The organism is Jeotgalibacillus salarius (genome assembly GCF_004405125.1).
GTDB lineage: Bacteria > Bacillota > Bacilli > Bacillales > Jeotgalibacillaceae > Jeotgalibacillus > Jeotgalibacillus salarius.
In genome coordinates, this window is the sequence record NZ_SORX01000006.1 from 23,005 (window position 1) to 44,490 (window position 21,486).

26 protein-coding genes and 2 riboswitches are annotated in these 21,486 nt (G+C 42.0%); of the genes, 8 read left to right on the plus strand and 18 right to left on the minus strand.

Annotated elements, in window-relative coordinates:
• Positions 1-4: 4 nt before the first annotated feature.
• Positions 5-943 carry an arsenic resistance protein gene (locus tag E2626_RS10960; protein ID WP_134381811.1) on the minus strand — a complete coding sequence of 313 codons (939 nt, stop codon included), beginning with the start codon at positions 941-943 and terminating at the stop codon, positions 5-7.
• A 336-nt stretch (positions 944-1,279) separates the two neighbouring features.
• Here E2626_RS10960 and E2626_RS10970 point away from each other — a divergent pair, with 336 nt between their 5' ends.
• Complete coding sequence (locus E2626_RS10970; protein WP_134381812.1) at positions 1,280-1,513, plus strand: DUF3953 domain-containing protein; 234 nt, start codon at positions 1,280-1,282, stop codon at positions 1,511-1,513.
• A 187-nt stretch (positions 1,514-1,700) separates the two neighbouring features.
• On the opposite strand, the gene E2626_RS10975 is transcribed toward E2626_RS10970, so the two are convergent.
• The gene (locus E2626_RS10975) at positions 1,701-2,102 is read right to left on the minus strand and encodes a hypothetical protein (protein ID WP_134381813.1); all 402 of its coding nucleotides are present in this window, start codon (positions 2,100-2,102) and stop codon (positions 1,701-1,703) included.
• 30 nt (positions 2,103-2,132) lie between these two features.
• The gene (locus E2626_RS10980) at positions 2,133-2,738 is read right to left on the minus strand and encodes a hypothetical protein (protein ID WP_134381814.1); all 606 of its coding nucleotides are present in this window, start codon (positions 2,736-2,738) and stop codon (positions 2,133-2,135) included.
• A 149-nt stretch (positions 2,739-2,887) separates the two neighbouring features.
• Here E2626_RS10980 and E2626_RS10985 point away from each other — a divergent pair, with 149 nt between their 5' ends.
• Entirely contained in the window at positions 2,888-3,451 is a 564-nt protein-coding gene (locus E2626_RS10985; protein ID WP_134381815.1) for an HAD-IA family hydrolase, read from the plus strand.
• 274 nt (positions 3,452-3,725) lie between these two features.
• Entirely contained in the window at positions 3,726-4,055 is a 330-nt protein-coding gene (locus E2626_RS10990; RefSeq protein ID WP_134381816.1) for a YolD-like family protein, read from the plus strand.
• 39 nt (positions 4,056-4,094) lie between these two features.
• On the opposite strand, the gene E2626_RS10995 is transcribed toward E2626_RS10990, so the two are convergent.
• Together E2626_RS10995 and E2626_RS11000 are read right to left on the minus strand one after the other, a co-directional pair.
• Positions 4,095-4,415: an SCP2 sterol-binding domain-containing protein gene (locus tag E2626_RS10995; protein WP_134381817.1), complete on the minus strand. Its 321-nt coding sequence runs from the start codon at positions 4,413-4,415 to the stop codon at positions 4,095-4,097.
• Positions 4,416-4,550: 135 nt separating this feature from the next.
• On the minus strand, positions 4,551-5,843 hold the full coding sequence (locus E2626_RS11000; protein ID WP_134381818.1) for a M48 family metallopeptidase: 1,293 nt from the start codon (positions 5,841-5,843) through the stop codon (positions 4,551-4,553).
• Positions 5,844-6,031: 188 nt separating this feature from the next.
• Between E2626_RS11000 and E2626_RS11005 the strand changes: the two genes are divergently transcribed.
• The 3 genes from E2626_RS11005 to E2626_RS11015 all read left to right on the plus strand — a co-directional run bounded on the left by E2626_RS11005 (position 6,032) and on the right by E2626_RS11015 (position 7,283).
• Positions 6,032-6,460 carry a hypothetical protein gene (locus tag E2626_RS11005; RefSeq protein WP_134381819.1) on the plus strand — a complete coding sequence of 143 codons (429 nt, stop codon included), beginning with the start codon at positions 6,032-6,034 and terminating at the stop codon, positions 6,458-6,460.
• A 75-nt stretch (positions 6,461-6,535) separates the two neighbouring features.
• A complete protein-coding gene (locus tag E2626_RS11010) occupies positions 6,536-6,703 on the plus strand; it encodes a Zn-dependent hydrolase (RefSeq protein WP_134381820.1) in 168 nt (55 codons plus the stop codon).
• A complete protein-coding gene (locus tag E2626_RS11015) occupies positions 6,696-7,283 on the plus strand; it encodes a Fic/DOC family protein (RefSeq protein WP_134381821.1) in 588 nt (195 codons plus the stop codon). Before E2626_RS11010 ends, E2626_RS11015 begins: the two co-directional genes overlap by 8 nt.
• A 35-nt stretch (positions 7,284-7,318) precedes the next feature.
• Here the strand turns inward: E2626_RS11015 and E2626_RS11020 are convergent, their stop codons facing one another.
• The 9 genes from E2626_RS11020 to egtB all read right to left on the minus strand — a co-directional run bounded on the left by E2626_RS11020 (position 7,319) and on the right by egtB (position 16,000).
• Positions 7,319-8,773, minus strand: a complete 1,455-nt coding sequence (locus tag E2626_RS11020; RefSeq protein WP_134381822.1) for a PAS domain-containing sensor histidine kinase — start codon at positions 8,771-8,773, stop codon at positions 7,319-7,321.
• 132 nt (positions 8,774-8,905) lie between these two features.
• A complete protein-coding gene (gene thiW, locus E2626_RS11025) occupies positions 8,906-9,400 on the minus strand; it encodes an energy coupling factor transporter S component ThiW (protein WP_134381823.1) in 495 nt (164 codons plus the stop codon).
• The gene (gene thiE, locus E2626_RS11030; RefSeq protein WP_134381824.1) at positions 9,400-10,041 is read right to left on the minus strand and encodes a thiamine phosphate synthase; all 642 of its coding nucleotides are present in this window, start codon (positions 10,039-10,041) and stop codon (positions 9,400-9,402) included. Before thiE ends, thiW begins: the two co-directional genes overlap by 1 nt.
• Positions 10,031-10,861, minus strand: a complete 831-nt coding sequence (thiD, locus tag E2626_RS11035; protein ID WP_134381825.1) for a bifunctional hydroxymethylpyrimidine kinase/phosphomethylpyrimidine kinase — start codon at positions 10,859-10,861, stop codon at positions 10,031-10,033. The genes thiE and thiD overlap by 11 nt, the downstream gene beginning before the upstream one ends.
• On the minus strand, positions 10,852-11,619 hold the full coding sequence (gene thiM / locus E2626_RS11040; protein WP_134381826.1) for a hydroxyethylthiazole kinase: 768 nt from the start codon (positions 11,617-11,619) through the stop codon (positions 10,852-10,854). Before thiM ends, thiD begins: the two co-directional genes overlap by 10 nt.
• Positions 11,612-12,298: a thiaminase II gene (tenA, locus tag E2626_RS11045; RefSeq protein WP_134381827.1), complete on the minus strand. Its 687-nt coding sequence runs from the start codon at positions 12,296-12,298 to the stop codon at positions 11,612-11,614. The genes thiM and tenA overlap by 8 nt, the downstream gene beginning before the upstream one ends.
• Positions 12,299-12,402: 104 nt before the next feature.
• Positions 12,403-12,508, minus strand: a riboswitch (TPP riboswitch).
• Between the two features lie 16 nt (positions 12,509-12,524).
• The gene (gene lipA / locus E2626_RS11050; protein WP_134381828.1) at positions 12,525-13,466 is read right to left on the minus strand and encodes a lipoyl synthase; all 942 of its coding nucleotides are present in this window, start codon (positions 13,464-13,466) and stop codon (positions 12,525-12,527) included.
• On the minus strand, positions 13,463-14,296 hold the full coding sequence (locus E2626_RS11055; RefSeq protein ID WP_134381829.1) for a lipoate--protein ligase family protein: 834 nt from the start codon (positions 14,294-14,296) through the stop codon (positions 13,463-13,465). The genes lipA and E2626_RS11055 overlap by 4 nt, the downstream gene beginning before the upstream one ends.
• A 74-nt stretch (positions 14,297-14,370) precedes the next feature.
• Positions 14,371-14,470: riboswitch (TPP riboswitch) on the minus strand.
• 270 nt (positions 14,471-14,740) lie between these two features.
• The gene (egtB, locus tag E2626_RS11060; protein WP_134381830.1) at positions 14,741-16,000 is read right to left on the minus strand and encodes an ergothioneine biosynthesis protein EgtB; all 1,260 of its coding nucleotides are present in this window, start codon (positions 15,998-16,000) and stop codon (positions 14,741-14,743) included.
• A 161-nt stretch (positions 16,001-16,161) separates the two neighbouring features.
• On the opposite strand from egtB, the gene E2626_RS11065 reads away from it, so the two are divergent.
• Positions 16,162-17,061 carry a phosphotransferase family protein gene (locus tag E2626_RS11065; RefSeq protein WP_166786798.1) on the plus strand — a complete coding sequence of 300 codons (900 nt, stop codon included), beginning with the start codon at positions 16,162-16,164 and terminating at the stop codon, positions 17,059-17,061.
• A 102-nt stretch (positions 17,062-17,163) separates the two neighbouring features.
• Here E2626_RS11065 and E2626_RS11070 read toward each other — a convergent pair whose 3' ends face one another.
• The 3 genes from E2626_RS11070 to E2626_RS11080 form a co-directional block, all read right to left on the minus strand.
• Positions 17,164-17,457: a hypothetical protein gene (locus E2626_RS11070; protein ID WP_208528142.1), complete on the minus strand. Its 294-nt coding sequence runs from the start codon at positions 17,455-17,457 to the stop codon at positions 17,164-17,166.
• A gap of 95 nt (positions 17,458-17,552) precedes the next feature.
• Positions 17,553-18,635 carry a C45 family autoproteolytic acyltransferase/hydrolase gene (locus E2626_RS11075; RefSeq protein WP_134381832.1) on the minus strand — a complete coding sequence of 361 codons (1,083 nt, stop codon included), beginning with the start codon at positions 18,633-18,635 and terminating at the stop codon, positions 17,553-17,555.
• 437 nt (positions 18,636-19,072) lie between these two features.
• Positions 19,073-19,870: an EcsC family protein gene (locus E2626_RS11080; protein ID WP_134381833.1), complete on the minus strand. Its 798-nt coding sequence runs from the start codon at positions 19,868-19,870 to the stop codon at positions 19,073-19,075.
• A 134-nt stretch (positions 19,871-20,004) separates the two neighbouring features.
• Between E2626_RS11080 and E2626_RS11085 the strand changes: the two genes are divergently transcribed.
• Positions 20,005-20,997: a potassium channel family protein gene (locus E2626_RS11085; RefSeq protein WP_208528143.1), complete on the plus strand. Its 993-nt coding sequence runs from the start codon at positions 20,005-20,007 to the stop codon at positions 20,995-20,997.
• A 28-nt stretch (positions 20,998-21,025) separates the two neighbouring features.
• Here E2626_RS11085 and E2626_RS11090 read toward each other — a convergent pair whose 3' ends face one another.
• A complete protein-coding gene (locus tag E2626_RS11090) occupies positions 21,026-21,484 on the minus strand; it encodes a flavodoxin domain-containing protein (RefSeq protein ID WP_244094315.1) in 459 nt (152 codons plus the stop codon).
• Between the last annotated feature and the right edge of the window lie 2 nt (positions 21,485-21,486).

Sequence of the window (21,486 nt, forward strand, 5' to 3'; positions counted from 1 at the left end):
ACGATCAGTTTCTGCTGCTCAATTTCAGAAGTACTTTTGTTATAAGTGCCAATACAGGCAGTTCAATTAAAGGCCCAATGACTAAGGTTAATGCAATAAGCGGTTCACTTGGAAAAGCTGCGACTGCAATGGCCAGCGCAAGCGGTGAGTTTCTGGCCATCGTAGTCATCGTCAGACTTACGCGATCTTTTGCTGGAAGTTTGCATAGACGACCTGTTTTCTGACTGATAAAAAAGTTTACAATAAAAAATATGACCAGCGCTGGCAAAATATTCACAAGGATGCCTGCGTGCTCAAACAGACTGTTTCCCTGCGCTGCAAACATCGCGATAATTGCCAACAACAGTAAAACTGTTGGCAGGTTTTGTACCGTCGAGCTGGATAACAGGCTTTTCTTCTTCACCAAAACCATTGTTAACTGCGCCATAACAAATGGAATAATCAGTACCCATAAGACACCTTCAGCTAAGTAAGCAGCATCCACTGTTTCACTCGCTCCGAAAAAGATGAACAAATAAACAGGCAGAAGAATAATCTGCAGAATTAAATTAAGCGGAAGGATCGCTGTTGCCAGTGCCGTATTCCCTTTCGCAATGCCTGTGAAAATCAGATACCAATCTGTGCATGGGGTCACTAACAGCATCATTAATCCAATGGCAAGTGCCGGTTGATCAGGCAGAAACACCATAGTTAACAGCCATGCAAAAACCGGCGTCCAGACAAAGTTGATCAGTAAAGACGCTAAACTGAACGTTTTATTTTGAAACGAGGCTTTCAAGTCCTTAAACGGAATCTGTAAAAACGTTATATAAATCATGAATGCAAGAAGTGGCAGGATTGCCTTCTCTGTATAAGGGCTAATTTCTGTCGACTGACTGAGTAAGAGCCCAAGCGCTACAGCTCCAATGATAAAGAACGAATATAATTTTTCAAATTGACTCAACAACGATCACACCTATCGATTAAACAAAATCAAATCCATCTCTGAATATTTTCCCTACCCCTCTGAACAGCCAGTATATCAGACGCAACGGCAAGATGACGATCTCCGGAAGCCAGATCATCTCATCAATTAGAAAATCAAAAAGTTATAGTTTCCTTCTTTGCGACGCTTCCTAGAACGGGATGTTTTCTTTTCCCACCATTTTCTCAACACGGCCACCTCAGTTTTTTATTTTTCTAATCATACGATTCATTAACTGAAATGTTTCATGATCTGGTGAAACCCGGGAAGCTTTTAGAGCGTATATAGTCTATAACAATTTTTACGGAGGGTCTTATGAGAATTTTGATTAAAGTTTTATTAAGTGCATTAGTTATTGCAGTTGCAGGTTACAGTTTTTTAACTGGTGACCGTACAGTCATACCCCTCTATATGTTCCCGCTCGCACTGTTATTACTGATGACAGGAATTGAAAACCTGAAGGATAATAAGACCTTCTACGGAGTCATCTCAATTATAGTCTCAGCATTTGTTTTCTTCGTAGCTGGTTATATTTCTTTAGCTGCATGATACAAAAAACTGCCCTGGAAGAGCTAAACCACTGAAAAATAAAAAAGGTGACGCTCTGTTTTGCTGAGTTTCACCTTCTTTTCATTACACGATATTCTATTGGAAACTTTGGTTCATTGCAGTGGAAGGCGGGGACTCCAGGGCGATGAGCGACCGCCGTTTTGTAAACCTCCATGGGGCCTGTTCATCACGGTGCAAACCCGTAAAAAGTCAGTACGAAAGCAAACATTGCTATGTAACCGCCAAATATCAGTGATGCAATCAGCACAAACTTCATCGCAATGCGTGACAAGGCCGTATGAAACGCTTTGTTCACCCATTTAAATAATTTATACGATAAAAGAATAATAAATGGAATGATATAAAGATAAGCAAAAGTCGCTACCCAATTAAATTTAGCAGCAAATCCTCCATCCACAGGGTCAGTATATAGCTGGTAATTACTATCAATCTGATTCAAACCAATGATAAAAACGACAGACAGAATGATGTAATAACCCAGTACAGTAAACATCAATTTTCTGCTGCCTTTTCTTAATACTGCATACAGCACTGCGAGCAGCATAAGACATAATATAATTTCTAACAAACAACCACTCCTAACGATAGGCTAAAACAATTATTCCCCTGCCTCTTTAACTTCTTTATTGAATTTTTCAACAAGCTCATGATGATCATTCGTCTCATATGCTTTTTCGAGCTCCGGCTTCAGCTTTTCCCACAATAAGTTTTTTTCGTAAACATCCTGATCAAATTCATGATTCAATTGTTCAACTGTTAAACCCAGTATATCAGCATATGCCAGCTGGAGAGGTGATTCATATGATTTCGTGATATTGTCTATGTAATCATTTAATTCATCATCACTGATTACGATTCCGTATTTTATTTCAGCGGCTTTTTTCCAGGCCTGATCCTCAGATAAACGCTCTTTGGACAAAGCTAATATTTCTGCTTCAGTTAAGTCATCATGATAATATAGAGCTTCTTCTGCAAGCGTTCTGATGATCCATTTTTTAAGAATAGGATTTACTTCAAAGGTTTCTGCTGAATCCATCACATGACTCAACGCATGACGATAGTCTTCACGGGTGTAGGAATCAGTCATGACTGATAGCTCTTCTTTACTTTTCATTTCAATGTCAGCTACTGCACTTTCTTCCGGTGCACATCCGGACAATAACAATAGCATCACAATCACTGTAAGTAATATGAAGCTTTTCATCAATAACCACACCTCCCTGTCAGAATTATTCGACAATAAGTGACTTAAGTCCTCCTTATTTTAAACAAAAATATGAAAAATGATTCACATCTTTTATTTATGATAAGGTTTACTAAACATCACATCTAATAAGTGAAAGGAAGTTATACATGAGAATACTGTGGGATTATGATGGTACATTGTTTAATACTTATCCTGCCTATGCAAAAAGGATGAGCCGGGTGCTGAACGGAAAAGTGTCTGAAGAAGCCTGTTACACGGAGTTGAAAGTATCGGCTTCCCATGCAATCAGCACTTTCAATATGACGCCATCACAAATCGAAGAATATAACCGGTTGATCAGCAGCATATCGCCTGAGGAGATGCCCCCTTTCGAACACCTGGAAGAAATACTGAAGCAGGCGGAATGTAATGTCATCATGACTCATAAGGATTTGAACGGTGCGCTTCATGTCCTCGATCACTACGATTTCACAAAATATTTTTCGGAAATTGTCACCGCTGACCATGGATTTCCGCGTAAACCGGACCCGGCTGCCTATGAATACCTTCATTACAAGTATCAAATTGATCTTGCAATTGGTGATCGTGAACTCGATATCATTCCGGCAAAACGACTCGGGATGCACACTTGCCTGTTTCAAAATAAAAGTGAACTGGCAGATTTCCGTTTACAGAATTATAAAGACTTTGATCGTGTCGTTCTTTTATAGAATGGCTGTGTTAAAGTTGGCTGTTGATCTCCGCTTCATGCGGACGCGCACGGACGGCGGTGAGCCTCCTCGAGCTGAAGCTCTGCGGGGTCTCACCTAACCGTCTTCTCATGCTGGAGTCGCCGCCTTACGCTGCAATCACAGCTGTGCTAAAACAACCTTGGGCTTGGCTTTAACATAGCTTATAGAATAAATAAATGACGATCATCCAGCACTTTCCTATTTACAAAACAGAACAAACGTTCCTATAATGGTATAAAGGGGCGTGAAGTAAATGAACAAAGATCGTGGCACAATTAAATGGACTTCCATGATGCTTCCCGAACATGTAAAGATGCTGAAGGATTTTTATGAAGAAATTGAACAGGAAACCAAGCCTGAGCTTGATGAGCAAATGTTTGAAATGATTTTTCTCGGTATCCAGGAAGCGCTCGAATTCAGACAGGAAGTTGACCTGAAAGTATTCGAACATCACAAACGGGAAAGCGTAAAAGGAATCATTACGCTGGTCAATTATCAGCAGCGCTATATTTTGATGACGACAACAGGTCATATGAAAAAAACCATCTCATTTGATCAGGTGATCGGTCTTGAAGTCGTATGATAAAAACCGGAATCGCCGCTTGACGATTCCGGTTAGTGATTAAAATGTATACTCAGCAAGTAAAGATTCAAGTTTCAGTGCGTACCCCATCTTACCTTCAACCTTCAGCTTTCCAAACATGAATGCACCTGAAGCACTTAAGTCTCCTTCAACCATTTTCACTAAATCTTTTTCGCTCAGCTTCAATGTACAATTCGGCTCAGCTGCCCCCGCTTCTTCAATAGAGGCCGCACCATGCTTCAGCACGAGCTGTTTAGCTTCCCCTTCCTTCAGCTGAAACTCATACCTGACATTTTCATTCTGAATCGGCTCCGGATTAGCGTTCATCACAGATGTAATTCTTGACCATATTTCTGACAATGCAGATCTCCCCTTTATTCGAAAAATTGAATGACTATTCACTCATCTTATCATAACAACTTCATTTGGCAGAACAATTCCCCGATTAATATTTACAAAAAACAGCCGCTTATCTCAGCGGCTGATCCGTTGTACTTATTGTTCAAGCCAATCGTAAAACTCTTCAACAGAAGATGCTCCAACATATCCCATCGGCGTATCACCATACGGGTCAATCATTGATGGATCAGCTCCATACTCCACTAGTAAAGAAGCCAGCTCACGGTCATCATAACTGACTGCTGTCATTAGTGGTGTAGAATATTCATCCTGCGTATTAGGGTCTGCTTCTGCTTCGAGTAACAATGTAAGCATTTCAAAATCACCATTATATGCTGCATACATGAGGGCAGTAGAACCTTCTGTATCAGTTTCTTCCAGATCTGCTCCTTCATTAATTAAAGAAGAGGCTAAATCAATATCCCCTGCGTTTACAGCATCCATCAAGGGTGTGGCTCTAAAATCAACATCTTCATAAAACTCATCATCTGCTGCGCTCAATTCATCAGGGATCAGAGAAGCAAATACCAGGCCGGAAACCGTGATAGTGACGACCACTGCAACGTAAGCACCTGCAAGCCCTCCAAATAACAATCCAGCGCCTACAGCAATTCTTCCTGGCTGCTGACGATAAGTATAAGTCGTTGATGGATTCATAAAGCGTTCTACTGATAAAATTCTTTTCGGCAAAAGCGGATGAGTTGATAATACTTCACTGAGCCAAACTGCTCCATTGGACTCCAAATGAATCTGCTCAAGGTAAGCATCTTCATTCACTTCCAGGTACATCACTTTTCCAACACCTAAAAGTGTAAGTGCACGCTTGGCTGCATCAACGTTTTTAATCTGATAAGCAGCTTCTCTGTCACATGTATATTCACATGAACGGCTGTATGCCTGAGATAAAAAAGGGACAAATTGCGCCGGGAGAATCAAGATGTTTTTCCACACATGATTACGTTTAATATGAGCGAGCTCATGTGCAATAATAAAGTCGAGTTCTTCTTCACCTTTTTGTCTTGCAAGTTCAAATACCTCTGAATACAGTACAATCATATTGCGTCCAAAAAACCTTGTAGCAAATGCGTTTAGCGCTCCTTCAGAGTGAATCACAAAGAAGTCAGGAACTTTTTTCAAGCCCATCTCCTGAGATAAAATTGCTGCACGCTCGTATACATCATGAAATTGCCTTTCGCTGATTTTAACACCATTTCCCCGGATAGAGCCAAGCATTAAAGCATTCATAAATAGCACCACTGCAAATATAGCAAGAGCTATACCAATTCCAATAATCGAGACAGCTGCTGCAATGTACACAAGCACACTGAAAATAACAGCCAATATAAAATAGACTGTTTCTCGTTCTGATTTGATCCCCTGTTGATTCAATTATCTTTCCTCCTGATGTTAACTGATTTTGTAAACTATTTCTAAATATTAGCGGATCGCTCAATAAAATACAATATGAAAATAGTTTTTTTAGATGAAGACTCATAGCTTGGGAGTTGAATACGAATGCAATTTCTATTTATGTTACGATATGATTAACCAAATACTTTTGATAAGAGGATACTGATATGGAACAAATACGTACCAGAACTAAAAGAGTAACTAAAAAAGGTGTCGTTGGGATACAGAAGTATGATATCCGAAAAAAAGACGATAAATATTATGTGTTTTTCAGCTCAAAATCGCAAAATAGCCACTATTACAGTGATGAAGAGCTGGCAGGTGAATACACTTCTCTTGATGAAGCTCAATCCTATCTCAAAGAACAGATGGGGGCATTTGATTCAAAACCACTTTCATTCAAACTGACGTGGAGTGTTATCAATCTGATTATCTCCGTTATAGTCGGCTTTTTTGTTTATGAACTAAGCGAAGAATTACTTGCAGCAGGAGCAATGGCAGAGGGCACCGCCCAGACAGCAGGAATGATGATCGGGGTCGTAGTCACCTTTATTTCTTTAATTTTAATCAACCGTATTTTAAGCCGCTGGAGCTGATGAAACTCCTAATAATCCCTACATTTCATGATATAATAGCAGTATAGGAACTCTTTTAAAGGTGGGAATCGCTGAATGAAAGATGTTAAAATCGAGTCACCGGAGTTTAAACGAATTATGAAAAATCTGCACTTAGAAAACTTGTCATTAAACGAGAGACTGCAGGAGAAAGTGCTGGAGATTGTGAATGCAGATAAGCCGATCACACCTTCAGTCATTAAGGATCTGTTAGCACGTGGATAAGTATGTCAGCAGTGAAAATGATGATTTCCTGCTGAAGTACAATCTGCTTGGCGTGAAGGATGAAGATTCACTGATGGAAGCTGAAGCACTTACTTTTTCACTGCGTGCTGCAGAGTTTGTCAGAAAGCAATATAAAGTTTCTTCATTTGATATCCAGAGTTTTAAAGATCTGCACCGTCATTTTTTTCAGGACATCTACCCTTTTGCCGGTCAGTTTCGCACTGTTCAGCTGATGAAGGGCAACACTCGTTTTTGTCAGGCTCAGTTTATAGACAGCTATGCCCGGGAAATCTTCCAGGCGCTTTCTGCTGAACAGCAGTGGCAGACGCTGGATGAGGCCGCTAAAAGGCTGGCTTATTTTAAATCAGAACTGAACATGCTCCATCCTTTCCGGGAAGGAAACGGCCGGACGATTCGTTCGTTTCTTCATGAATTTGCCCGCTCCAGAGGAATCGAATGGCAGTATGACCAGCTTGACCGAACTGATTATATTAATGCCATGATTCGGGCTGTCACCGATCCAACTGATCTGAAAAAACTTTTTAGACAGACAATCAGTTTCACAGAAAAGCCCGTTTAAAAAACGTTCAGCGAATTGAGCTGAACGTTTTTTATTTAATACGGGAGTACCAATTCAACGACTGTTCCTGCCCCTACGATGCTGGAGATTTTCATTTCTCCATGATGCAGTTTCATAATGTTGTGACACATCGGAATTCCAAGACCATTCCCGGTTTGTTTCGTTGTAAAAAAAGGCGTATCGATCTTCTGAAGTATTTCTTCAGGCATTCCGTCTCCATCATCCTTAATCACAATTGACATTTCTTTTTCTTTATAGCGATAGGAAATGTGAATGTGTCCTCCCTGTCTCATTGCTTCGATTGCATTTTTCAACACATTCATCACGACTTGTTTCATCTGATTACTTTCACATAACACTTCAGCTGAAGGACTATTCCCATCGCAGCTCAAATTGATATTTTTCAATGCAAGTTCGGGCTGAAGGAAAATACATATACTGCGAACGAGCTCCTCAATTTTCACAAGCTTCATTTCTACTTTTTGAGGTTTCGCAAGCATCATTAACTCGTTCACCGTGTATTCAATCCGGTCAATCTCTGATTTAAGTACTGAAATATAAGCTTTTTTATCTTTCTCAGTTTCTCTTTCTTCTAATAAAGCAGTGAAACCCTTTAGAGAAGTAAGCGGATTTCTGATTTCATGGGCAATCCCTGCAGCAAGTTCACCCAATACTGAAAGTTTTTCTGAGCGTAGAGCAAGCTGCTCAGCATTTTTCATCTGAGTGATATCATTGCTCACAAAGATATACCGGTGAGCATTTTCACCGTAATCAATAAAGGGAAAAATACGCGTGTTTGTCCAACGGGCTTCTCCATCTATCGTTTGAGTTTGTACTTCACCTGACCAAATATCTCCACTTCGGACAGTTTGCCACATTTCTTCATAAAAGCAGTCAGGATGACACCTGGCATTCAGCACGTCAAGGCTCTTTCCGATAATATCAGATGCACGGCAATTCATCAGTGTTTCAAACTGTTCATTCGCATACAGAATATGCCTGTCATGATCAATGATCGTTACAATTGATGACTGATTTAAAACATGCTTTAAATAATTTAGTTCGTTCACTGAAAGCTCCAGCTGTTTCTCAGTCGCTTTCAGTTTTTTTTCAATTTTAATGCGATCCGAAATATCGTTTTTATAGGTGAAGTAACGGGCCGGTTTGCCTTCTTCATCCAGGAGAGGAACAATCGTTGAATGCACCCAGTAAAGCGTTCCGTCTTTTTTTCTGTTCAGCACTTCTCCTTGCCAGATATCACCTGATCGAACTTTTTTAAAAGCTTCTGAAACCTGGTCTTCAAAACCTGAATCAGGAAGAAGCATAGAAAAATGCTGGTCAATCAATTCTTCAGACGAAAATTGTGTTTTTCTGCAGAAATTATCATTCACATATTCAAAGTGTCCATTAAGATCTATAAATGCGATGACTAAGTTATGGTCGACAGCTGTGAGAATATTTTCAATTTCTAAAGAATTAGAGTAGGGCATAGATTCGTTCCTTTTTTTGTAATTATCATACTCTTAATAGGTATAATTGAAAAGGGTTATTTGGAAATTTTTTTATAGGAATATTACTAAAATGCTCCGGATCCCACGTATACAGTGAAAAACATTTATTTTTTATCTATCTTTTAAATTCCTTGTAGATTCGCCAACTCTCAATCTCTTTGTTAGAACGAGTCCAATCAAGGCGCCACTAATACTAGACAAAAGAAATCCTGGCATGAAAAAGAAAACTGCTGCTTCAGTTCCCATTAAAATTGCTGCATACGGAACTGCAATCAATGATGCCAGAAGACCTGTACCGATGATTTCTCCAATTGCCCCCAGCCAGACACGACCGTAAGCTGCATAAAAGATGCCAGCCAAACCGGCTCCAATCATCCCTCCAGGAAATGCAAGAAGCGATCCGGTCCCGGTCACTATGCGAACAAAACCAGTCATGAAGGCAATCACGATCGCAGGTCCCGGACCGAATAAGACTGCCGCTACAACATTTATCGCATGCTGAACAGGGTAAGCTCTGGCAACACCTGCCGGGAACGAAACAAACGCTGATCCGGCAACAGCAATGGCTACTAACATTGCCATTAAAACAAGTTTTTTAGTATTCATTACTCCACACCCGTACAAGAAATCTTCAAACGCCTTATTTCTTCAGCAATATTTTCTGCATCAACAATTGCAGAAATAACTGCAATTCCTGCCGCTCCAGCCTCCCATACTGGACCTGCGTTATAAGATGTGATGCCTCCTATCCCGATAACCTGCGCAACAGGAAACCGCTTTTTCACTTCCTCAATTTTCGTAACGCCAGAAGGTTTCTTTGCATCTGATTTACTGTTAGTTCCGTATACCGGACCCATACCCAGGTAATCTGCTCCATCTTCCAAAGCTCTTTTTGCTTCTTCAACTGAATGTACCGAAACACCAAGCGTCATCCCTTTTCCAATGTACGCTCTCACAGATGCTGCAGATAAATCTTCCTGTCCCACGTGAATACCATCTGCTTGAATGTCGTGGGCAAGATCAACATCATCATTTACGATGAAAGGAACATTGTGTAACCGGCATAATGACTGACATTTTAGTGCGAACTCTTTTAGCTCACGTCCCACGAGTGCATTGGATCCTTTTTCTCTTAACTGAAAATAATTAATCCCTCCTTTTAATGCTTCTTCCAAAAGTTTGAGAGGGTCCCGGTTGACTGCGTTTTGTGTCCCTAGAATAAAGTATATGGAAGGTTTACTGTACATATTGAATCGACTCCTTTGAAGAATTACTCCGATAGGCCGCATGATTTGTCGGTCCATGCCCTGCGCCAATATTCAAAGGATTCGTTATAGCGGCGTGAACAAACTGCTTTGCGATGAAAAATGCTTCTTCGATTGACTTACCTTTAGCAAATTCTGCTGCAAGCGCAGCTGAAAATGTACATCCCGTTCCATGTGTCTGATTAGTTTTTTTTCGCGGAGCCCTCAGGATCAACATCCTGCCATGCCGATCTAGATAAAAATCTTCAGCAAAATCAGACTCTTTTCCATGGCCGCCTTTTATCAGTATTCCTCTTACACCGGTTGAAAGGATTGCTTTTGCAGCTTCCATTCTTGACTCTTCATCGTGAATCCTGATATTACTTAGTGCCTCTGCTTCCGGAATATTGGGTGTGACAACTGCTGCAAGTGGTAAAAGATCCATGATCAACGCTTCCGAGGCTTCCTCCTTTAACAGACTGGCACCCCCTTTAGCAATCATGACAGGATCTACAATCAGATTCTGCCAGTTGTAATGTTTAATATATTTCGCCACTAACTCGATCGTCTCAGCATCAAATAACATACCTGTTTTCAAAGCCGCTATCTCAAAATCCTCACCGATTGCTTCCAGCTGTTTTTGAATATTATTGAGAGGCACAGGTGCAACATCGGTCACGCCAAGCGTATTTTGTGCCGTCACTGCCGTAATAACTGAGGTTCCAAATACACTCAGTTCCTGAAACGTTTTGATATCTGCCTGAATACCCGCTCCGCCCCCGGAATCAGACCCTGCAATTGTCAGTACTTGTTTCAATTCAATTTACCTCCTTTGTGCAGATCGCTTTCAGCCAATGAAAAAAGCGTATCTATAAAAGCAGTTTTAAAACTTCCTGGACCCAGTGAAACTTTCGCAGCTCTTTCACCAGCCTCTCCATAAAACTGCATGGCTTTTGCAACCGCATCTGCTGATTCTTCAACTGTCAGGAAAGCTGCTGTTACACTACTAAGCAAACACCCCATACCAGTAACAGACGACATGATAGCATGTCCAGATTTAATTTCATGGACAACTTTACCATTCGTTATGACATCTGTTGCTCCTGTAACAGCAACGATCAACTTAAACTTTTTCGCAGCCTGTACAGCAAGGTCAGAAATATCAGCGTCCCCTTCACCTGCGTCCACTCCTTTAGCAGCCCAGTCTTTTCGCATAATGGCTGCAAACTCACCGGTATTGCATCGCAAAGCGGAAATCTTTACTTCATTTAATATTTGCTCAATGACTGACAAACGATAACGCGTTGCACCGGCACCTACCGGATCAAGCACAATCGGAATGCCTTTTTGATTAGCTGCCTTTCCTGCAAGTATCATGCTTTTAACGGATCGCTGATTCAAAGTACCAATATTCAATGACAGTGCATCAGCAATTGATGCCAATTCTTCTACCTCTTCAACCTCATCACCCATCACCGGAGATGCACCGAGCGACAGCAACCCGTTTGCCTGAAAATTTGCGACAACGTAATTCGTTATACAGTGGATCAGTGGTTTCTTTTTTCTCACTTCATTAATCATGAGCGGCACCTTCCTTTTTGTTAATTGTCCAAAACTCCATCGTCCAAGCTTGTTCCCAGAAATTCCATTCATAATAACTGCTTCTTCTAAAGTGGTTTTTCAACTCCTTGATCCGTTCAGCAGGAAGTTCTTCTGCTAACTGATTCATTCTGTTAATCTGCTCTTCTACAAGTTCACCAAACCATTCTGAACCATAGGTTTGAATCCATTTCTGATAGATTGGCTGATCAGGTTTCGCTTCTTTTAATCGTTCGCCAATCTCATAGTAAAGCCAGTAGCACGGCAAGATTGCAGCAAGTAAATCTGCAAGCTCCCCTTCTGCCGACCGGTACATATGTGAAACGTAAGCGTACGCTGAAGGGGAAGGTTCAAATGCTGCCCAGTCTTCCTGAGTTACGCCGAGCAGATCCATAAAGGATTCGTGGAGCGCCATTTCTGCCGCACAGGTCTGTTCTGAATGATGCGCAAAGCTCCTTGTCGTCTTCAGGTCTTTAGCTTTTACAGCGCCAATTGCCTGCACTTTTGCAAAATGCTCCAAATAATACGCATCCTGCATGACATAAAACTTAAATGTGTCTATCGGTAATGTTCCATCCGCAATTCCCTTTACAAAAGGGTGTTCAAAACTCTCTTCCCAAAGCTGATTACACTCCTGTCTTATTTCTCTGCAAAATGTCATTTCACGTCACTCCTTCAAAAAATTTTTTAGCTTGGCTGAGAAAAAATTTCACCAATAAAAAAACGCCGCTTCCCATATATGGAAAGCGGCGTATACTAATAGATTCACGCATACGGCCACTTCCCTACGCTGGTATAATCCAGATCAGGTTCAAAGGGTCCGGACTTAAGTCCGTCTCAGTCGATTCGATCGACTCCCCCAGTGGGTTAACTGTATTCAATTATATTTACTGCAGGCTGTCTACTGTTCTTCCATCCTCTTCAACACCTTTTAAATACTTAATCCGGCGCTGAGCGGATGTTTCACTTACCTGCTCATCTGCATGATAAGAAGAACGTACCATCGGCCCTGCTTCACAATGCTTAAAGCCTTTTGATAGTGCAATTTCTTTCAGCTCTGCAAATTCATCCGGGTGGTAGTATCGCACGACATCAAGATGCTTTTTCGTCGGTTGCAGATACTGTCCAAGCGTCAGGATATCCACTTTGTGTGCACGCAGATCATCCATTGCCTCAATCAGCTCTTCTTTCGTTTCGCCCAGTCCAACCATAATACTTGATTTTGTCGGCACGTTTGGCGCGATTTCTTTCACACGCTCAAGCAGTTCAAGGGAACGGTCATACATCGCACGTGCACGGACTCTTTTCGTCAGACGGCGCACCGTTTCAATATTGTGATTGAAAATATCAGGTTCACTGTCCATCAGCGTGTGAAGGCTCTCGTAATCACCTTTCATATCCGACGGCAGTACTTCTACTGTACAGCTAGGCAGACGGCGATGGATCGCACGTACCGTTTCGGCAAATACTGCCGCACCTCCGTCATTCAGGTCATCACGGGCTACAGCTGTTACAACGACGTGCTTCAAGCCCATCATTTCAACTGATTCAGCTACACGCTCCGGCTCTCCCCAGTCAAGTTCATTTGGCAATCCCGTTTTGACCGCACAGAAACGGCAAGCTCGCGTACAAGTATCTCCCAGGATCATAAATGTTGCTGTTTTCCGCTCGCTCCAGCACTCGTGAATGTTCGGGCACTTCGCCTCTTCACAAACTGTGTTGAGGTTCTTTTCACGCATCATTTTCTTCAGCTTTTTATATGAATCATTCGTATTCAGCTTCACCTTCAGCCATTCCGGTTTACGTACGTGTTCTTTTGCATTCGTCATATTTTCTGTCTCCCTTCCCGCTTATAACTCCATTCCTCGCTCTTATACTTCTTCTCAAGCTCTGCTGCCTCATTTAACATCTCTTCTGGCGGTGTAAAAGGCTCCAGGTCAATTTCAAGCCCTTTTGCGAAACCTTTTCTAAATGCGTCCTTCACTTCATCGAATGAAACAGGACGATCAAGCACATCATTAATCGCTACTGCCCGTTTGGTAAAAGCGCGGCGTGCCCGTTCTTTCACTTTTTCACTCGGATAAATAAACAAATCAAATAATTTTTCAAGGTCCATCTCAATTGGTACTGAACCATGCTGGAGGATGACACCCTTTTTACGCGTTTGTGCGCTGCCGGCTGCTTTCTTGCCATCCACCATCAGCTCATACCAGGATGGTTCCTCAAAACAGACTGCAGAACCCGCCTGCTTCTTTTTTTCTTCAGGCATCGAAAATTCAGCTGGAATTCCCAATTCCCGGTAACCTTCAAGAATTCCTCTGGATAAAACAAGATAAGCCTCTTTTACCGATTTCGGCATTGCATGATGATCTTCAGAAATCAGCACACTGTAGGTCAGTTCCTGGTCGTGCAGCACAGCTCTGCCACCGGTTTGTCTCCGCACAAGCTCAACACCGTACTTTTCAGCATTCTCAAGATCTATACTGCCGCCGACTTTTTGAAAAAATCCTACTGATATACCTGCAGGCTCCCATCCATAAAACCTTAGTACCGGCGGAATCTTTCCTGCACTGTGCCAATTCAACAGCACTTCATCCATCGCCATATTAAAAGCCGGTGTCCCATGGCCGGAATCAAGGAAGTACCATGTTTCAGTCATTGTCTGCCTCCTTTTTTACTTTACAATAAAAAACACCGCTACCTATTTTAGGAAGCGGCAATTACATGAAGTCACACTATGTAAGCAAACTTCCCTACGCTGGCATCATCCAGATCAGGTGCAAAGGGTTCAGATCAATCCTGTCTCAGCCATACGGCTCCCCCAGTAAACAAATTAATTCAATTGTCAGTTAAAGATTATCACAGACCATTTCATAACGCAAAGAGATTTTTGTGTTACAGCATCTGTTTTATAGTAATACAGATCTAACATATGCTATTGTAATCGCAACCATTGCTTTTATATTAGACTTTAAAATTCTAAATCTGTTATATACGTTTACTGTACTAACACAATAACAGGCGAAAAATCACGACTAAAGATGTTACTTTTAGGTCAAAAGACTAAGCGCCCTGCAGAAGTATACTGCAAGGCGCTGGACGATCACGATTCTACAGGATCATCCGCAAGTCTGATCCCGCTGAATTGCCATCTCATATGGGGATAGAAAAAATTCCTGTATGTCAGTCTGATATGCGAAAGCGGCGTGACACATGATCCGCCTTTTAACACAATCTGATTGGACATGAACTTTGCGTTGTATTCACCAAGCGCACCATCGAGCGGTTTGCTGCGCGGATAAGGCGTATATGGGCTCTGCGTCCATTCCCACACATCACCAAATGCTTTCTCAAATCGAGCGCCGTGGTAATGAGCATCAGGCTGATAGCGGTCATGATCCATAAAGTTTCCCTTTATCTCCTCATTCTTCATCGCATGTTCCCATTCCTGTTCGGTAGGCAAGCGCTTCCCTGCCCAGCGTGCGTAAGCATCCGCTTCATAATAACTGACGTGTGTGACCGGCGCTTCCCAATCAACCGGCTGCAATCCACTTAGTGTGAAATATGACCATCCTCCGTCATTTCTCACCCAGTAAAGCGGCGCCTCCCACTGCTCTTTTTTCACAAGCTGCCAGCCATCAGACAGCCACAACTCTGCTTTCTCATAACCGCCATCTTCAATGAATGACAGATACTCCCGATTCGTTACAGGCCGATTGGCAATTTGACAGCCATTGAGAAAAGTATCGTGACACGGCGTTTCATTATCAAAAGCAAATTCTTCCCCATTCGTACCGATTTTCGTCATTCCCTTTTCGAATGAGGTGAACGACAGCTCAGGTGCTTGAACATTCGTCGATTCCTTCGGTTCAAATAAAGCAGGAAATAACGGGTTGAATGAAAGGTTGTACTTGATATCCATTAAAATTAATTCCTGATGCTGCTGTTCATGCTGCAGCCCCATTTCGATCAACTCATATAAATGGTCTGTCATTTCGGTTGTATCCAATAGTTCATTTACCTTGTCGTTTACATACTGACGATAAGCCATTGTTTCCTTCACAGTTGGGCGGGATATCAGTCCCCTCATAGACTGCGGATGAAATTTCCCTACTGTTTCGTAATACGAGTTGAACAGATAGAAAAACTGTTCATTAAAAGGCTCATATCCTTTCATAAACTCTGTTAAAACAAACTTTTCAAAAAACCAGGTTGTGTGAGCCAGATGCCATTTTGTCGGGCTGACGAAAGAATCGGCCTGCAGGATGAAATCCTCAATCTCCATACCGGCAACCAGTTTCTCGCTATAAGCACGAACATCCTGAAACATCTGCTGAATATTCTTTGATTTTGTTACACTCATGTTCTTCTCTCCCTTGTATGTAAATTCCAATAGTGAACTATTCCCTCCATGAGACTGGCATACACTTGAGACTGAAAGTTTTTAAAGGAAACACCTTCTTTTTTCCATTTAGGGCCGTTATGATGAAATAACTAAGACGATGAAAGAAAGAGTGATGAATGATGAAGCCATGGGAAGCTACACATCCGGTTTCAATGAAGAAAGCAAAACAGAAAATTGAACGTGCATTTCCAGAGTTAAAGCCAGTCGGTATTAAAAACTGTGGAACCGGGTTTGATCACACTGTCTATGAAGTCAATGAAGAGTGGGTATTCAGGTTTCCGCGCAGACAAATGGGGTTTGAAGCAATGAGAATTGAAACCAGAATGCTTAGAAGTCTGACTGAAATTGAATTCAAAAGTGAATTTGAATATCCATCATTAGCTTATTATAGGGAGGCTGAAGATGATGACTACCCGTATGTAGGATTTTCAAATATTAGAGGACATGTATTAACTGAAGAAACAAATACTGATTTTCTACATCAGCATGCTGTTCAAATCGGTACTTTCCTGAAAAAACTGCATTCACTCCCCTCAGAAAAAGTGGATGCTGATCCGGATCATCTGCAGCGGTTGTCCACTAAGCTCAGGAAAAATCACTTTTACGATATAGCTGAACAATCTTCATCAGTCATTCCGGGAGTATTCTATGAAAAACTGTTATCTTATATTGACCAGCTCGAAGAATGGGAGAACGCGACGGGCACCACTCCTCTCCACGGAGATCTGCATCCGAAGAATATGATTGTATACAATGGCCGCCTGGCCGGCATCATTGACTGGGGAGATGCACATATCGGCCACCCCGCTGTTGATCTTTCTATCGCATATGCATGTATGACCCCTGAAGTGCGCAAAGATTTTTTTGAAGCTTATGGAGACGTAAATCAGCGGACCCATGAACTCGCCCGCTTCAAAGCAGTCTTTATTATGACCGTGCTTTTACGCTATGCAAAGGATACCGGTGACCAGGACGTACTGAGGTGGGGACTGGCCGGATTGAAAAAGTCACTTGCCTGAGCGAGTGACTTTTACTTTATAGCTATATTAAATAATATCGTTGATTTTGTGCACATATACAGGGAAGAATCACGTGACCATTTTCCCTGTGTGTTTATTAAATCACTCATCAAGTTTCAGGATGGTCCTTTGCATCGGGACTCCCCCCATGCTCACATTTCTCTCAATAAACAAATAATGTTTTCCATCTATCTTAAATCTGCCATTTCCCTCGTAATAAACTTCTCTACCTTCATTTTCAAGTTTATTTTTAATCGCTTCTACATATTCTTTTTGATTGAAATAGCGCTCTTCGAAATCAATCGTTATATTTCCTTTCCTATAACCCATTAACCAATTAAATAATAGAAGTAGTCCAATACTTGCAGTAATAAAGACAATGATAGAAATGAACATTAATATTCCTCCTTAGTCAATGGAAATATAAATCAAATGAATATACTGAGTTGTTAAACATCACAAGCTATTCATATCATTACATGGATGTCGGCCTACTTTATCGCCTTATCCTTCCTCGCACTCCAATACGCTCCCTCGTCCATATGAACAAAAGGAATATCCGTATTTACTTCGCCCGTGATTTTCTCAAGCATTACATCTTCCCCATCAAGCCACTTTGCGAAGTCAAACTCTACCGGTTCCTGGTCCCCGCCCAGTGCGAACCACGTTTTCTTCTCCTGCGGAAGGTAGCCTGACGTATGAATCGTACCAGCCCACTGACTGTAAAGATCTGAAAACACACCTTTATCCGTATCATTCATCAGCCGGAATGCGTCATATGCCGTTTTAAGATGCTTCCGATTTTCATTCATAGCATCAAGACGTTTCTTTGAATCTACCAGATGATTTCTGTTTTCTTCCTTCATGATCTCAAAATGATTCGTACATACATTGGACTCCCGAACCGCTACACCTCGAGGAGAAGTTTCAATTACATAAGTCCGGTTGCTTTTATCATGCACTGTATAACTGAATGAGTGACGGTGCGGGATCTCTTTTAACATCGCAACCGCATCATCCACATTGGCACACGTTTCTAAAATCAGACGGCCAATCGTACAGCAGATAAAACCATTCCCGGGCTTTTTGCGATGCATAAAATTGTAGCCCATTGTCAGTCCATGTTCATTCATTCCATCCATACGGCCAGTGATTCTCTGGGTTGGACCTGCAATGGCATACCCCGAATCAGACGGCTGAAAAAAGCTGTAGCGCCCTTCATACGTTTTCGGCATATAATCATAATTTCTGATCAGATAATTATCACCGGTTAAAATCGAACATCCCGACCGCTTATAATCTGTCCGATATCCCCCGAACTCCATCATGACACGCTCCATCGGCCATTCAAGTGAATCTCTGAGACCAATCAATTCATCCCATATACCAGGCGCCACTTTTGTAATGGCATCCTTCACTTCCTGCTCTTTTACAGAAAAACGCGGAATTCTGACCTTCCACTGCTTTTCTCTATTTCTAACGGTTAATGAATCTTTCAGTTTCTTCCCCTGAAATACACCAAAATCGTAGTGCGTCCCTCTGAATTGCAGAATATCGCTATGTACTGACTTCATGTTAATTCCTCCAGTATTTGGTTATGGATTTAGTTTAAAAGAGTTCAGTGGGGAATGCAAAAAGTAGAGGGCTGTGTGTTGTTGTATCGTGGCTGCCCAGTGCGCGACACACCCGGATTGACGGTTGTATTTCGACCGCCGACGGTCGTGACAGCTCCAACCACGGTCGTATCACCGCAAACTGACTGTTGCACCATCTCTCCTAATGCCTTTAAGAAACTAAAATCCTGTTTCCTAAGAGCATCAAGAGGGATAAGCACATGAAATGTTGTATGATGCCCACTGACGGTTGTATGAGCGCTGATGAGTGCGCGATACACCCGGGTTGACGGTCGTATTTCGGCCGACAACGGTCGTGACAGCCACGCCGACTGTTGCATCAGCCAATTTGACCGTCGGATTGACCGCCGCCCAACGCCTTTTCCACAAAGTCGGTTCTACTCCGCTCCCTCCAGCCGCTCCATAATTTTTCGCTTCTGATACAGCATCGTACCAGTCTCAGCAAGCTCATCTATCATCGTTCTGTTAATTAACGCACCAATGAGAATACCTGCAATCGGCACAATTTGAAGCAGTTTTTTCAATCCGAACTGTTCTGTAAAGGTAAGTGTAACTTCACGCCATCCTTGAATCTGTGAAATGACATCATTTGATTTTGCACCATGATGATAATTTGAAAGTTCTTTTAAAATTGCCTCTTTCCCAACAACATCAGACGTTGAAAATTGAAGACATTTAATAATGAAGACGCGCTCCTTTTTATCGTCAGGATCGTATCCATGCATGATCGCAATTTCCTGCAATGTCGTAAGGGAGATGGTCAGAATGGCAGGGATATCAATGGCCAAAGTGAAGATGCCGCCGACACCGGTGCTTGCTCCCTGAACAGTTGCAGTATTTTTCATACGCGTCCCGACTTTCAATGAAGCTTTTTTCATATCTTCAACCGGGACGTGCTGAAAATCTTCCTTCGATTGGATATGATGACCAGTTGTGTGTTCAAAAAACCGGTATACCCTTTTTTCACTGGCAAGGTAGCGTCCGCCTGTCTGAATGAAACTACCAATTTCATCAAGCAGTGTACCGATTTTTTTCTGAATAAATTTCGGTGTCACCCTGTCCAGCAGTTTAAATGGGACACGCATCAGCTTATCCCAAAACCATCCTCCACCTTGATCTTTTTCCCATCTTTTAATCCTGTTTAATTCATTTTCCAAATAAGCTTTCGATTCCATCCTTCACTCCACCATCCTTTAATGACTATACGTAACAATAGCCTTCCCTGTTTCAATACCCTTTAATATACACAGTTTAAAACTGCTGATTAAGGAAATACCAAACTATGAGATACATATTAGGAGGTTGCATTGTGAATGAACTATATATGTGGATTGGGATTACTCTCCTGGTCATCGCATTAATTGATTTTATCTGGACGACATTATGGATTGAAGGTGGCGCAGGTCCTATAACAAACAATTTGGCTAACGTGACCTGGCGTGTGACGAAGCTGATCAGTGGTGGAAATTCAACAATATTAAGTCTTGCCGGACCGCTTGCCCTTGTAATGATCATCATCGTCTGGGTCGTGCTTTTCTGGTCAGGCTGGACATTTGTTTTCGCCAGTCAGTACGGCGCTCTCTTCAACACAGAAAATGGTCTCCCGGCAGATTTTATGGATCATATTTATTTTACCGGATATGTGTTCTTCACACTTGGTAATGGAGAGATTGTTCCGAATGGGAACAATTGGAAAATGATGACGATTATAGCAACTGGTACGGGGATGTTTTCAATTACATTCGCAGTCACTTTTCTTTTATCAGTGCTGGAAGCAGTTACGCAGAAAAGGGCTTTCGCACAAAGTGTCAGCGGAATCGGTAAAAGTGGCGCAGACATCGTCCGTTCAGCCTGGAATGGGAAAGACCTGCATAACCTCGATCTGCTGCTTAATTCCTTTTCAACTGAACTGAGTAAGCTGACAGCTCAGCATAAAGCTTACCCAATCCTTCACCATTATCACAGTATTAATGCGCAGACAGAAGGAGTTGTGGCTGTCGCTGCGCTCGATGAAGCAATCACAGTGATCTATCACAGCGTGCCAAAACGTTACTGGCCGAATGCTTTACTTTTGAAAGAAAACAGGTCTTCAATTGATGACTATCTTCAGACTTTACACGGCACGCATATTGGATCAGCTAAAGAAGAACCGCCTATTCCTGACATCGCTTTACTGAGTGAGGCGGGAATACCTGTAAACGAGAAACAAGAATTTGAATCTGCTGTAAAACAACTGTCAGATCGCAGGAAACAGCTGCTCGGTCTGCTAAAGGATAACGACAGCAAATGGCCGGGCGAGTGAACACTGCCCGGCCTAAGTCATTTCATATTTAACGTGAGAGAATAGTTGTAAGAAGTGGATCTGAATAAAGTCTTTCAACCACTTTCTTTACAAACATCCCGCACTTCTCACCATCAGAGCGCTGCGGGGAAAGCTCCACCTTCAGGGTTACTGCAAGATTACTATGAACGTACAACATATCCCGAAACCGGTCCACTGCACCGCAAAAGTGAGCGTAGCACTGATCGCCCGTACCAGCTATAGCGGTCACCATTTCTGAAACCTCTTTGCGCTCAAACGCTTCATATAATGAAACCATTTCTTTGGGTACATCACCGGTTCCCCAGGTATAAGTGACAACTATACATGCCTGATAAAAAGACAGCTGATTCAAATCAAAATCTTCAATTCTTGTATAATCAGCAGCCAAACCATTGCGTCCAAGTTCTTTCTGTATTAGCCAGGCCAGCTGCTCTGTATTTCCTGTCCTGCTTGCATAAACTATCATAA

Excerpts from the sequence above, each read along its gene's own strand:
- E2626_RS10985 (WP_134381815.1), top strand. The coding sequence starts at position 2,888 with ATGAGAATACTGTGGGATTATGATGGTACATTGTTTAATACTTATCCT.
- E2626_RS10970 (WP_134381812.1), top strand. The coding sequence starts at position 1,280 with ATGAGAATTTTGATTAAAGTTTTATTAAGTGCATTAGTTATTGCAGTT.
- E2626_RS10990 (WP_134381816.1), top strand. The coding sequence starts at position 3,726 with ATGAACAAAGATCGTGGCACAATTAAATGGACTTCCATGATGCTTCCC.
- E2626_RS11070 (WP_208528142.1), bottom strand. The coding sequence starts at position 17,457 with ATGTTCATTTCTATCATTGTCTTTATTACTGCAAGTATTGGACTACTT.
- tenA (WP_134381827.1), bottom strand. The coding sequence starts at position 12,298 with ATGACATTTTGCAGAGAAATAAGACAGGAGTGTAATCAGCTTTGGGAA.
- thiW (WP_134381823.1), bottom strand. The coding sequence starts at position 9,400 with ATGAATACTAAAAAACTTGTTTTAATGGCAATGTTAGTAGCCATTGCT.
- lipA (WP_134381828.1), bottom strand. The coding sequence starts at position 13,466 with ATGACGAATGCAAAAGAACACGTACGTAAACCGGAATGGCTGAAGGTG.
- E2626_RS11090 (WP_244094315.1), bottom strand. The coding sequence starts at position 21,484 with ATGATAGTTTATGCAAGCAGGACAGGAAATACAGAGCAGCTGGCCTGG.
- E2626_RS10980 (WP_134381814.1), bottom strand. The coding sequence starts at position 2,738 with ATGAAAAGCTTCATATTACTTACAGTGATTGTGATGCTATTGTTATTG.
- E2626_RS11010 (WP_134381820.1), top strand. The coding sequence starts at position 6,536 with ATGAAAGATGTTAAAATCGAGTCACCGGAGTTTAAACGAATTATGAAA.
- thiM (WP_134381826.1), bottom strand. The coding sequence starts at position 11,619 with ATGATTAATGAAGTGAGAAAAAAGAAACCACTGATCCACTGTATAACG.
- E2626_RS11005 (WP_134381819.1), top strand. The coding sequence starts at position 6,032 with ATGGAACAAATACGTACCAGAACTAAAAGAGTAACTAAAAAAGGTGTC.
- egtB (WP_134381830.1), bottom strand. The coding sequence starts at position 16,000 with ATGAGTGTAACAAAATCAAAGAATATTCAGCAGATGTTTCAGGATGTT.
- E2626_RS11080 (WP_134381833.1), bottom strand. The coding sequence starts at position 19,870 with ATGGAATCGAAAGCTTATTTGGAAAATGAATTAAACAGGATTAAAAGA.
- E2626_RS11075 (WP_134381832.1), bottom strand. The coding sequence starts at position 18,635 with ATGAAGTCAGTACATAGCGATATTCTGCAATTCAGAGGGACGCACTAC.
- thiE (WP_134381824.1), bottom strand. The coding sequence starts at position 10,041 with ATGTACAGTAAACCTTCCATATACTTTATTCTAGGGACACAAAACGCA.
- E2626_RS11065 (WP_166786798.1), top strand. The coding sequence starts at position 16,162 with ATGAAGCCATGGGAAGCTACACATCCGGTTTCAATGAAGAAAGCAAAA.
- E2626_RS11020 (WP_134381822.1), bottom strand. The coding sequence starts at position 8,773 with ATGCCCTACTCTAATTCTTTAGAAATTGAAAATATTCTCACAGCTGTC.
- E2626_RS11055 (WP_134381829.1), bottom strand. The coding sequence starts at position 14,296 with ATGACTGAAACATGGTACTTCCTTGATTCCGGCCATGGGACACCGGCT.